The 12,895-nt window shown below is 37.2% G+C and carries 11 protein-coding genes; 7 read left to right on the top strand and 4 right to left on the bottom strand.

The features are described from left to right. The first annotated feature begins 111 nt into the window (after window positions 1-111). The 7 genes from KI430_RS11705 (at window position 112) to KI430_RS11675 (ending at window position 9,054) form a co-directional block, all read left to right on the top strand. A complete protein-coding gene (locus KI430_RS11705) occupies window positions 112-1,272 on the top strand; it encodes an O-succinylhomoserine sulfhydrylase (protein WP_248875000.1) in 1,161 nt (386 codons plus the stop codon). A gap of 195 nt (window positions 1,273-1,467) precedes the next feature. Further along, the gene (locus tag KI430_RS11700; RefSeq protein ID WP_248874998.1) at window positions 1,468-2,478 is read left to right on the top strand and encodes a homocysteine S-methyltransferase family protein; all 1,011 of its coding nucleotides are present in this window, start codon (window positions 1,468-1,470) and stop codon (window positions 2,476-2,478) included. 98 nt (window positions 2,479-2,576) lie between these two features. Beyond that, on the top strand, window positions 2,577-5,258 hold the full coding sequence (gene metH / locus KI430_RS11695) for a methionine synthase (RefSeq protein ID WP_248874996.1): 2,682 nt from the start codon (window positions 2,577-2,579) through the stop codon (window positions 5,256-5,258). A gap of 19 nt (window positions 5,259-5,277) precedes the next feature. Beyond that, a complete protein-coding gene (metF, locus tag KI430_RS11690; protein WP_248874994.1) occupies window positions 5,278-6,234 on the top strand; it encodes a methylenetetrahydrofolate reductase [NAD(P)H] in 957 nt (318 codons plus the stop codon). A gap of 57 nt (window positions 6,235-6,291) precedes the next feature. Next, on the top strand, window positions 6,292-7,515 hold the full coding sequence (gene hutI, locus KI430_RS11685) for an imidazolonepropionase (RefSeq protein ID WP_248874992.1): 1,224 nt from the start codon (window positions 6,292-6,294) through the stop codon (window positions 7,513-7,515). Window positions 7,516-7,518: 3 nt separating this feature from the next. Beyond that, a complete protein-coding gene (hutG, locus tag KI430_RS11680; protein ID WP_410744657.1) occupies window positions 7,519-8,433 on the top strand; it encodes a formimidoylglutamase in 915 nt (304 codons plus the stop codon). Window positions 8,434-8,436: 3 nt separating this feature from the next. After that, window positions 8,437-9,054, top strand: coding sequence for an HAD family hydrolase (locus KI430_RS11675; RefSeq protein WP_248874990.1), 618 nt, complete (start codon window positions 8,437-8,439; stop codon window positions 9,052-9,054). 63 nt (window positions 9,055-9,117) lie between these two features. Here the strand turns inward: KI430_RS11675 and KI430_RS11670 are convergent, their stop codons facing one another. From KI430_RS11670 to KI430_RS11655, 4 genes are all read right to left on the bottom strand, one after another. Then, window positions 9,118-9,684, bottom strand: coding sequence for a DUF2911 domain-containing protein (locus KI430_RS11670; protein WP_248874988.1), 567 nt, complete (start codon window positions 9,682-9,684; stop codon window positions 9,118-9,120). 6 nt (window positions 9,685-9,690) lie between these two features. Continuing rightward, window positions 9,691-10,845, bottom strand: coding sequence for a methionine aminotransferase (locus KI430_RS11665; protein ID WP_248874986.1), 1,155 nt, complete (start codon window positions 10,843-10,845; stop codon window positions 9,691-9,693). Between the two features lie 87 nt (window positions 10,846-10,932). Beyond that, window positions 10,933-12,510 (bottom strand): outer membrane beta-barrel family protein, encoded by a 1,578-nt coding sequence (locus KI430_RS11660; RefSeq protein WP_248874984.1) that lies wholly within the window; start codon window positions 12,508-12,510, stop codon window positions 10,933-10,935. Window positions 12,511-12,704: 194 nt separating this feature from the next. Beyond that, window positions 12,705-12,881 carry a hypothetical protein gene (locus KI430_RS11655; protein WP_248874982.1) on the bottom strand — a complete coding sequence of 59 codons (177 nt, stop codon included), beginning with the start codon at window positions 12,879-12,881 and terminating at the stop codon, window positions 12,705-12,707. Window positions 12,882-12,895 lie beyond the last annotated feature (14 nt).

The raw sequence follows: 12,895 nt of genomic DNA, 5'->3' as shown, positions 1-12,895 counted from the left end.
CAATATAAAAGTGTAGCAATTTACCAATTCTTATAAGCAGTGTCATTCTGAACGAAGTGAAGAATCTCATTGTTACATTGGTAGATTATTGCATTGGTAAATTAAAATTTTATGGAAAATTTTGAAACACAAGCCATAAGGACTCAAACCGAAAGAACTCAGTTTGACGAACATTCCACGCCGTTATATCTCACGTCAAGCTTCGTATTTGAAGATGCGGAAGATATGCGTGCAAGTTTTGCAGAAGAAAAAGACAAGAATCTTTACAGCCGTTTCAGCAACCCAAACGTCACAGAATTTGTTGATAAAATCACGAAAATGGAAGGTGCGGAATCCGGTTACGCTTTTGCAACAGGAATGGCGGCGATTTATTCAACATTTGCAGCGTTGCTTGATGCGGGCGACCATATTGTGAGTTGTCAGTCGGTATTTGGTTCTACTCACACATTATTCACAAAATATTTCACGAAGTGGAATATCGAAACATCTTATTTCAAAGCAGAAGATGCGGAAAACGTAGAACAATACATCAAACCAAATACAAAAATCTTGTATCTGGAAACGCCGACGAACCCCGCAATCGAAGTGTTGGATTTGGAGTTTTTCGGACAGATTGCTAAAAAACACAATCTGATTTTCATAGTTGACAATTGTTTTGCAACACCTTACTTGCAGCAACCGATTAAATACGGGGCAGATTTGGTGGTTCATTCAGCAACGAAATTGATTGACGGTCAAGGGCGAGTGTTAGGCGGTGTTGCGGTTGGAAAAGCAGATTTAATTCGTGAGATTTATCTGTTTGCAAGGAACACTGGTCCGGCGATGTCGCCATTCAATGCCTGGGTTTTGAGCAAAAGTTTGGAAACTTTGGCGATTCGGGTAGAGAAACATTGCGAAAACGCATTGAAAGTGGCTGAGTTTCTGGAAAATCATCCCAATGTAGAATTGGTAAAATATCCGTTCCTGAAATCTCATCCGAGCTATGAAATCGCCAAAAAACAAATGAAATTAGGTGGAAATATCGTTGCTTTCGAAATCAAAGGCGGTACCGAGGGCGGTAGAAATTTCCTGAACAGAATTAAGATGTGTTCCCTTTCCGCCAACTTGGGAGACACAAGGACGATTGTTACACATCCTGCTTCCACAACGCATTCCAAACTTTCCGATGAGGAAAGAAGTGAAGTTGGAATTACTACCGGATTGGTGAGATGCTCCGTTGGTTTAGAAAATATTGATGATATAATTAATGATTTAAAACAAGCTTTAGACTAAAGGAATCGAAGGAATTAGGAGCAACAAGTTTTCGTCTTCGAAACAAGTTCCCAACCCGCTATCCACTATATCTTTTTTGTTTACGACGTTTTGTCATCAATAGAAAATTTTCAGAAAAACAAAAAAGGATGCCGTTCCTATCGGGGCTATGTTGAAGATTGGTCTTTCAATCGACGATAAAAATTAAATTAAAAAATGAATAATTCAGAACAACTATACAACGCACTGAAAAACAGAATTCTCATTCTCGATGGAGCAATGGGAACGATGATTCAGCGCTACAATTTCACCGAGGAAGATTACCGAGGCGAGCGATTCAAAGACTGGAAATCGCCATTGAAAGGAAACAATGATTTGCTGTCTCTCACGCAACCTGAAGCTATTGAAGAAATTCATAGAAAATATCTTTTGGCAGGCGCAGATATCATCGAAACCAATACATTTTCCGGAACAACCATTGCAATGGCGGATTATCATATGGAAGATCTGGTTTACGAACTTAACTATGAATCTGCCAAAATTGCTAAAAAAGTCTGTGATGAATTTACCGCTCAGAATCCCGACAAATCAAGATTTGTTGCAGGTTCAATCGGACCAACCAACAGAACGGCAAGCCTTAGTCCGGACGTCAATGACCCAGGTTACAGAGCTATCACTTTTGACGAACTCAGAATCGCTTACAAACAACAGGCAGAAGCTTTGCTCGATGGAGGTTCAGACATCCTTTTGGTTGAAACAATCTTCGATACTTTGAATGCAAAAGCGGCACTTTTTGCCATTGATGAAATAAGAGAAGAACGCAATATCACTATTCCAATTATGGTTTCAGGAACGATTACCGATGCTTCTGGAAGAACTTTGAGTGGGCAAACGGCTGATGCATTTTTGATTTCTGTTTCACATATGGATTTGATAAGTGTTGGTTTCAACTGTGCTTTAGGAGCAAAACAATTGACGCCTTACCTGGAAATTCTTGCCAATCACACAGATTTCGGAATCTCGGCTTATCCAAACGCAGGTTTACCAAACGCTTTCGGCCAATACGACGAAACAGCCGGTCAAATGGCAGAGCAGGTGAAGGAATATTTGGAGAAAGGTCTAATCAATATTATTGGTGGTTGCTGCGGAACAACGCCGGACCATATCAAAGCGATTGCGGATTTGGCACAAGCTTACCATCCGAGAAAACTTAATATAACAGCATAACAATGTATCTATTTACCGATTATCAGACAGAGTGTCATTCTGAACGAAGTGAAGAATCTCATTTTATTGTTGGTAATTTTTACATTGTAAATTAAATTATGGAAACAGATTGTAAAAGAAAATATCTGAAATTATCAGGTCTCGAGCCTTTAATTATAACACCCGAATCCAACTTTATCAACGTTGGGGAAAGAACCAATGTTGCCGGTTCCAAAAAATTTCTTCGTCTCATTAAAGAAGAAAAATATGCCGAAGCTCTGGATATTGCAAGAAACCAAGTAGAAGGCGGTGCTCAGATTCTTGATGTTAATATGGATGACGGGCTTTTGGACGGCAAAACCGCAATGGTCAGATTCCTGAATCTGATTGCCTCCGAACCAGACATTGCCAGAATCCCGATTATGATTGACTCTTCAAAATGGGAAATTCTGGAAGCCGGATTACAGGTTGTTCAGGGAAAGCCAGTTGTGAATTCCATTAGTTTGAAAGGTGGAGAAGAAGAATTCATCAAGCAGGCAAAAGCGATTAAAAGATATGGCGCAGCGGCCATTATTATGGCTTTTGATGAGGTTGGACAAGCCGATAATTACGAAAGAAGAATCGAAATTTCCAAAAGGTCTTATGATATTTTGGTGAATCAGGTTGGTTTTCCTTCCGAAGATATTATTTTCGATCTCAATATTTTCCCTGTTGCAACCGGAATGGATGAGCACCGCAGAAATGCGATTGACTTTATCGAAGCAACACGTTGGGTTCGCACCAATCTTCCAAATGCTTCAGTAAGTGGAGGCGTTTCCAATGTTTCATTTTCCTTTCGTGGAAATGATTCTGTGAGAGAAGCAATGCACTCTGTTTTCCTTTACCATGCCATAAAAGCTGGGATGAATATGGGAATCGTGAACCCGACAATGCTGGAAGTTTATGACGAAATTCCGAAAGATTTATTGGAATTGGTTGAAGATGTAATGCTAGACAGAAAAGACGATGCGACAGAAAAACTTCTGGATTACTCGGAAAAACATAAATCAACTAAAAAAGAAAAAACAGAAGACCTCGCTTGGAGAGAACAGGATTTACAATCGAGAATTACACACGCTTTAGTCAAAGGAATTGATCGTTTTATAGAAGAAGATACAGAGGAAGCTAGAAAAACTTCAAAACGACCGCTTGATGTGATTGAGATAAATCTGATGACAGGAATGGGCGTTGTCGGCGACCTTTTCGGAAGCGGAAAAATGTTCTTGCCTCAGGTTGTAAAATCGGCGAGAGTAATGAAAAAAGCGGTGGCTTATCTTCAGCCTTTCATCGAAGCAGAAAAAGACCAGACTCAAAAATCCAACGGAAAAGTTCTTATGGCAACAGTGAAAGGCGATGTTCACGATATCGGGAAAAATATTGTAAGCGTGGTTTTGGGTTGTAATAATTATGAGATTGTGGATTTGGGCGTGATGGTTCCGGCAGAAAAAATCATTCAGACGGCCATTGATGAAAAAGTGGACGTGATTGGATTAAGCGGATTGATTACACCAAGTCTGGACGAGATGGTTCATATTGCAGACGAACTGGAACGTAAGAATCTTAATTTCCCTTTATTGATTGGAGGTGCAACCACTTCCAAAGCACATACAGCGGTAAAAATTTCGCCAAAATATTCCAGTACAGTTGTTCACGTGAATGACGCTTCCAGAGCGGTTGGTGTTGTGAGTTCTCTTTTGAATCGAGATAAATCCAATGCTTATGCTTTGGAAATCAGAAAAGATTATGATGAATTCCGTGAAAAATTCCTGAACCGACAAGTTGATAAAGAGTATGTTCCGATTGCAGAAGCTCGTGAGAAAAAATTCAAAATCGATTGGAAAAACGAAAATATTCCAACACCTAAAAAATTGGGAGTTACTATTATCGAAGACCAAAATCTGGATGAATTAGTTGAGTTTATTGACTGGTCACCGTTTTTCAGAAGCTGGCAATTGTTTGGAAAATTCCCTGAGATTTTGACTGATAATGTTGTGGGTGAACAAGCGACGATTTTGTTCAATGAAGCTAAGATAATGCTCAAAAAAATCCTGAAAGAAAAGAGTTTCAAAGCCAAAGGGATTTTCGGAATTTTTCCAGCGAATGCAAATGAACAGGACGATATTTTGGTTTATGATGAAAATCAGAATGTGATTTCGACTTTTAGAACTCTGCGACAACAACATAAGAAATCCGAAGGGAAAGAGTATTTTGCTTTAAGTGATTTTATTGCGCCTGAAAATTCCGGAAAACAGGATTATATTGGGACTTTCTGTGTTTGTACAGGTTTCGGAGCTGATGAGTTGTCAAAAAAATATGAAGACCAAAATGATGATTACAACGCCATTATGGTAAAAGCTTTGGCAGACCGTTTTGCAGAAGCCTTCGCCGAATATCTTCACAAAAAAGTCAGAACCGAATACTGGGGTTATTCTGAAAATGAAACGCTGGATAACGAGGAATTAATCAAAGAAAAATATCTCGGAATTCGTCCGGCTCCAGGTTATCCAGCTTGTCCCGATCATTTAGAAAAACTGACCATTTGGGATTTACTTAAAGTTGAAGAAAATATCGGCGTGACTTTAACCGAAAGTTTGGCAATGTGGCCAACTGCTGCAGTTTCAGGTTATTATTTTGGGAATCCAAAATCTAAATATTTCGGAGTAGGAAAAATTGATGAAGACCAATTAAAAGATTTTGCTGAAAGAAAAGATGTTGAGTTAGATTATGCTAGAAAATGGCTGGCTCCAAACTTAGCAGATTAATACTATTTAAAATTATTAAATGAAAATTACTGATCATATAAAAAACGCCAACGGCAAAACGCTTTTTTCTTTTGAAATTGTTCCGCCTCAAAAAGGTGTTGGAATCGCCGATTTGTATAAGAATATCGACCCGTTGATGGAATTCAAACCGCCATTTATAGATGTTACAACTTCCCGAGAAGAATATATTTTTCTGGAAAGAGGAAACGGTTTGATGGAGCGAAAAATCACAAGAATGCGTCCCGGAACTTTAGGGATTTGTTCGGCAATTCAGAATAAATATAATGTTGATACCGTTCCACACGTACTTTGTGGTGGATTTACTAAAGAAGAAACCGAATATCTTTTGGTGGATTGTATGTATTTGGGAATCAATAACATTGTTGCTTTGCGAGGTGATGCGATGAAAGGGGAAAAATATTTTGAACCTTCAAAAGGCGGACACAAATATGCTTCGGATTTGGTAAAACAGATTCACGATTTGGGAATCGGAGAATATCTTCACGGCAAGATAGAATCGGACGTTGATAACAGTTTTTGCATTGGTGTTGCGGGTTATCCTGAAAAACATATTGAAGCACCTTCTATGAATTATGACCTTCAGATGTTGAAGAAAAAAGTAGAAGCAGGCGCAGATTATATTGTAACTCAAATGTTCTTTGATAACCAGAAATTCTTCGATTTTGTAAAGCAAGCCAGAGAAATTGGGATTGACGTTCCGATTATTCCGGGAATCAAACCGATTGCTACCAAAACACATTTGCAAATGTTGCCACAGGTTTTCAAAATCGATTTACCAGAAACTCTCATTAATGAAGTTTTAAAATGCAAAACCAATAATGATGTTCGCGAAGTTGGAATAGAATGGGCGATTAACCAGAGCAAGGAACTTTTAGATTTTGGAATTCCTGTTCTGCATTTTTATTCAATGGGAAAAAGTGATAATATTCTCAAGATAGGAAGAGAAATATTTTAAAAAGAAAAGAGATGTCAATTGCATCTCTTTTTTTAATTTTACGATTCAAGATTATATATGAAACTAATTGGTCCATTCAAGCAAATCATTACACTCAATAATCTTCCACTCAAAGGAAAATTACAAGACGAATCTTTAGAAATAATTCCCAATGGCGGAATTTTAACAGAAAATGGAAAAATTTTAGACGTCAACGATTTCGATTTTCTGAAACAAAAGTTTCCTGATTCTGAAATCAATTTTATTGATAATGAGCAAATCGCACTTCCAGCTTTTGTAGATGCACATACGCATATCTGTTTTGGAGGAAATCGGGCGAATGATTTTGCGATGAGAAATGCAGGTAAAACTTATCTTGAGATTGCAGAATCTGGTGGTGGAATCTGGAGTTCCGTTCAGCATACAAGACAAGCTTCGGAAGATAATTTGGTTGATGGAATCCTTGAACGTGTCAATATTTTGTTAAATCAAGGCATCACAACAATTGAAATAAAAAGTGGTTATGGATTGAATGTGGAAGAAGAACTGAAAATGTTGAGAGCTATAAAAAAAGCTCAGGCAAAAACCAAAGCAACCTTGGTTCCCACTTGCCTTTCCGCTCATTTAAAACCAAGAGATTTCGAAGGTTCATCGGAAGATTATCTTAATTATATTTTGGATGAAATTCTACCAAAAGTAAAAGAAGAAAACCTTGCTAGCCGTGTTGATATTTTTATTGAAAAATCAGCATTTCAGCCGGAAGAAAGCAAGACTTTCCTTTTGAAAGCTAAAGAATTAGGCTTTCAAATCACAGTTCACGCCGACCAGTTTACGGCTGGAAGTTCACGAATTGCTGTGGAAGTTGGTGCAAAATCTGCTGACCATTTGGAAGCGACTATCGATGAAGATATTGAGTTTCTTGCTAATTCAAATACGGTGGCGATTGCTTTGCCAGGTGCAAGTTTAGGTTTAGGCGAACCATTTGCTCCGGCAAGAGAAATTCTGGATAAAGGAGGGATTTTAGCAATTGCAACCGACTGGAATCCGGGTTCAGCGCCAATGGGAAATCTCGTTACTCAAGCCTCGATTTTGGCGACATATCAGAAGTTGACTACAGCGGAAGTTTTAGCTGCAATAACTTTCCGAGCAGCTTATGCTTTGGGTTTAGAGGACAGAGGGATTTTAGCAGAAGGGAAAAAGGCAGATTTTATCACTTACGAAACAGATAATTTCCAGAACATCCTTTATCACCAAGGAAGTTTGAAGCCGAAAAGTGTTTATATCAACGGAGAAAAAATCTAAATTATGTTTGAATGGACAGGCCGTTTTGATGGCGAAGAAGAATCGTATCACAGAATTTTCCAACGAGTGAAAAGAGAAACGGGTTATGAAACTATTAATCCTAATGATTTCGTTTTACACGGTTTTGCTGTAGATGAAGGCGTGAAACGTAATAAAGGTAGAGTAGGAGCCCAGGAAGCACCAGATTTGATTAGAAAAAATATGTCCAACTTTCCTGTTGTTAATTTCGAATTTTCACTGAAAGATTTCGGAAATATCAAATGTGAAAATAATGACCTCGAAGCAACTCAGAATTTATTAGCCGAAAAAGTTTCGAAAGTGTTATCAAAACAAGGGAAATCTGTTGTTTTAGGAGGTGGACACGAAGTCACTTTTGCTCATTATTCAGGAATTAAAAAAGCTTTTCCCAATCAAAAAATAGGAATCATCAACTTCGATGCTCACTTTGATAATCGTGAACCAGAAAACGGATTGGCAAGTTCTGGAACCGGTTTTTGGCAAATTGCAAAGGAAGGCGAGATTCATTCTTTGCATATTGGGATTCAGAAAGATAGTAACACTAGAAAATTGTTCGAGATTGCAGATGATTTTGGGATGAAATATATTTTGGCTGACGAAATTTACTCCGAAAATCTTCCGAATTTAATGTTTACAATCAACTCGTTTTTAGAAGATGTGAATGTTATTTACGTCACGGTTTGTATGGATGTTTTCAATGCGTCTATTGCGCCAGGTGTCAGTGCGCCTGCTTATAATGGGATTTTTGCTGACCGTCAATTTATGCAGATTTACCATCATATTTTATCATCAAAGAAAACAAAAGCATTGGATGTGGCAGAAGTCAACCCCAATTTTGATATACAGGAAAGAACCGCAAGATTAGCCGCAAGTCTTGTAAATGAATGGTTTATGATTTAGATTATGAAGAGAGATAGCATTATTTTTGACTTAGACGGAACACTCTGGAATGCTTCGGAAACCGTTGTCAGAGCTTTTAACGACAGCATTCAGGCAATTGGATTTGATATCAATATTACGTCTCAAACCGTGAGAGATTTTTCTGGGATGAAAATGGACGATATTTTTGCGCAACATTTCAGTTTTGTTCCGAAAGAAAAGCTAAAGGAATTTGAAACAATTTATGCAAAGAAAGAAAGCCAATATCTTAAAAAATATGGTGGAGAATTGTTTCCAAAAGTCAAAGAAACACTTGAAAAATTAGCAGAAAATCATAGACTTTTCATTGTCAGCAATTGTATGAAAGGTTACATCGAGAATTTCATCGGGTTTTTTAGTTTTGAAGATTTGTTTCAAGATTTCGAATGTTTTGGCAACGACGGTTTACCAAAGGACAAGAATATACGGCTCATTGTTGAACGAAATAATCTACAAAATCCAGTTTATGTTGGCGACACTATTTGGGACAAAGAATCTTCCGAAAAAGCTGGCGTTGACTTTATTTATGCTGCTTACGGTTTTGGAAACGTAGAAAATTCCGAGCAACAGATAGAAAAATTCGAAGATTTATTAGAACTTTAGTGTACAAAAAAACCTCCTCAAAAATTTGAGGAGGTTTTTTTGATTTTAAAATCAAGTATAAAATTATTTAAACTCAATCGGGAATTTAACCTGTGTACTATCCCAGCCAGCGTACAAATCTGCTCCCGTTTTTGTTTGTACAAAAGTCACGGAAAAATACTCAATTGGAGAAGTTGTTTTCTCAACCGGAACATTGAACCTCACAACATCTTTACTTTTGTCGTAGAAATATGCTCCCCATTTATCTGTATCAGAATTAAGAACAATTGTCCATTCTTTTTCAAATGGGATTGCGAAAATACTGTAAGTTCCAGCAGGAATTTCTTTTCCACCAATTTTCACAGGCGTGTAAAATTTGATTTCAGAATTTTCATTTGCCCCAAATCTCCAGATTTCTCCGTATTTGATAAGGTTCCCGAAAACGACTCTGTTTTTTTTCTGCGGACGGGAATATTCTACTTTCACTTTCGGCGTTTCCGTTTTGGATGAAGCCACCTGAAGCGGATAGTAAACTGCATCCATTGGACTCACGTCAACTGGCATATAATTCAGTTTGGTTGGGTCGATTTTCGCTTGTGAAAATGCGCTAACTCCAACTAATAATGAAGCGACTAAAATTAATTTTTTCATTAAGATTTATTTTATTTTTAATAATTGTTCTATAGCTTTATCCAAAGTTTTCTGTTCTTTAGCAAAACAAAAACGAATCACTTTTTCATCGGTTTTGTCTTTGTAAAATGCAGAAAACGGGATGGTTGCGACTTTGTGTTCTTTAGTTAACCAGTAGCAAAAATCCTTGTCTTGCTTATCAGAAATTGCGCCAAAATTAGCAGACAAAAAATAAGTTCCTTCACAATCCAATAATTGGAAAGGTGTTTCTTTCAAAGCATTTTTAAGATAATCTCTTTTGGCTTGGAAAAATGTTGAGATGGATTTGAAATCATCAATATTCTGTAAATATTTAGAAATTGCAAATTGTGCCGGTGTATTCACACAAAACACATTAAACTGGTGAACTTTCCTAAACTCATTCATCAATTCCGAAGGCGCACAAACATAACCGATTTTCCAGCCTGTGATGTGCAATAATTTTCCAAAAGAGCCAACTACGAATGTTCTTTCTTTCAGTTCAGGATATCTGGCTAATGTCAGATGAGGTTTTTCGTCGAAGGTGATACTTTCATAAACTTCATCACTTAAAATAATGATATCTGTATTTTTTACAATCGAAATTAATTGATCAATATCTTTCTGTTTTAGGGTTTTCCCGGAAGGATTATTTGGATTGTTGATGATAATCATCTTGGTTTTTTCGGAAACCAGATTTTTAACTTCATTCCAGTTGATTTCATAATCTGGATAAAGCATTTTGACACTTTTTACAATTCCATCATTCAGGATAATTGCAGGCTCGTAACAATCGTAAGCCGGTTCAAAAATAATGACTTCATCGCCTTTTTCCACGAATGAAGAAATGACGGTAAAAATCCCTTGTGTCGCTCCAGCAGTTACATTAATCTCAGAATCAGGATGATAATCAACCTGATATTGAATACTGAATTTCCTGGAAATCTCTTCCCGCAGTTCCTTGATTCCAAACAAAGGTGCATATTGGTTATGACCTTGCTTTGCAAAGTCTCCGAGATATCGGATGAGGTTTTCATCAGGCTGATAATCCGGAAATCCCTGTGAAAGATTGACTGCATTTTCCTGTTGTGCTAATAAGCTCATCTCTGTGAAAATTGTCGTTTTCACATCAGGAAGTTTGGAGTTTGGTAATTTGAAAGCCATTCTGATGGTAAAAATAAGTAATTATTACTTTATATACTTAAAATTAAACCACAGAATTTATTGCGGATGGATGAAGGTTACAATAAATTAATTCGCCCTGCTTTGCTCTTTAAAATCAATATTTTTATTTACTCCTTTTACTTTTTTATTTCCGAAAGAATAAGTTAAGCTCAGCTTGAAACCTCGATAATCATTATATTGGTTAAACTCCGAACGAAAGTTGCCATTGTATGAGTATCCATTGTTTTTGAGTGTTTTGAACACATCACTGATAACAAAATTTACCTGCAATTTTTTATCAAACAATGAGGTTTTTATTCCCGGTGAAAATTCTAATTGGTCTTTTAGCTTTATGTTGGCATAGGTAAAAGGAAGCGAATGCCAGAAATTCAGCATCAGAAACCAGGTCTTGTTCTCGTTCAATGTGATGGTGTTATAGAAAGAATAGGACATTGAATATACTTTCAGTTTTTCCAATTCAGGAATTGTTGGTTTTGTTTTAGTATAAGAACCATTGGCGTTTACAGATGTTTCCCAGATTTTGAAGAAGGTATTGTAATAACCAATGTTTATTCCTGTCCTGTTCTGGTCGTAGCCGTTTTCTGTAAGGTTACTGTAAATTCCATTTGAGAATCGGGCAATATTGGAAGTTTTGTTTTGGGTGTATTGGTTGTAAAGTCCAAAAGTCAGTTTTCCTTTGTAGGAATAATTCAGTTCTACATTATCGTTAAATGAAGGTTGCAAAGCTGGATTTCCTGTATAATACATATACGGATTTGTATACCAGCGAAATGGATTCAGTGACTGAAAATCGGGGCGGTCAATTCTTTTCGAGTAGTTCAGTGTTAACGAATGATTGCTATTTGGCTTGTAGCTGATGTAGGCGGTCGGGAAAATTTTACCGTATTGCTTTTCGATTTTGCTGCTTTCATCATTTGGTGTAAATCCTTGAAGAGAAGTATATTCATAGCGCAGTCCTGCCTTTGCCGACCATTTTTCACCAAAATCTTTTTGGAAGCTGACATAAGCGGCATAATTATGTTCTTTGTAATGAAAAACATTGGTGTTATCGGGATTTAGAACGTAGCCGGTTCCATCGAAGTCAAAATATCCGACATCCGATTTGTTGTCAAGCAAAGTATATTTCAAACCGGTTTCGATATTTAGCCATTTATAGGGCAAAGTAAGGTCGGATTGGGCGGAAAATATAGCATATTTCATTTTGCTGTTGTTTTTTATGATAGCTTCATTATTATTGACAGTATTTATTGTACTGAAATCATTGATTTTTTCAGGACTGTTATTAAGGTAATTTCCTGTAAAACTTAGTTTTTTACCGATGCTGTCTAGCTTTATGTCGTAATAAGCGTTCAAGGTATGCGTTGGTGTTGTCCAGCGTTGACGTTGCTGGGTTATTAAGGTAGAATCTGCAACCGATTTTGTTTCATATCGACTGATTCCACGGGCATCCATATTATAATGCTGATTGCCGAAATCATAAATAAAACCGATGTTTTGTTTCTCATTTATTTTGTAATCGAAACTGTAATTAACTCCCAAAGCATCCGGAGCATCTTTTCTTTTTTCTGAGGTATAAACACTGTTTGTATCGCTTAAAAGATTGCGTGTTCCTTCTGGTTTGTAGGCTACATTATATTGTCTCAATTTTAAGGAAGAACTGATTTTTTTGGATTGATAATTAACTGTGGCTCCCGCTCTGAAACCATTATATGAATTTCTTTGATAAGAACCGTTTACACTTCCACTCCATCCTAGATTTGGATTTTTTTTCAGGATAATGTTGATGATTCCGCTGTTTCCCTGGGCTTCGTACTTGGACGGAGGTGTTGTAATGATTTCTATTTTGCAATGTCATCGGAACGGAGCGATTGCAGATAATTCGTGAGTTCGCTCCCGGATAAGTTCAGCATTCTGTCGTTTATCATAACAGAAACATTCCCTTTTCCTGCAATGGAAACATTGTCGTTTATGACATTTACCATAGGTGTATTCCTGAGGGCATCCAAGCCATTCATTCCTTGTGAAGCGA

This window comes from Epilithonimonas zeae, from assembly GCF_023278365.1.
GTDB classification, from domain to species: Bacteria; Bacteroidota; Bacteroidia; order Flavobacteriales; family Weeksellaceae; genus Epilithonimonas; species Epilithonimonas zeae_A.
The sequence above is the reverse complement of the archived record's forward strand: the minus strand, read 5'-3'. Positions and strand labels throughout refer to the sequence as shown.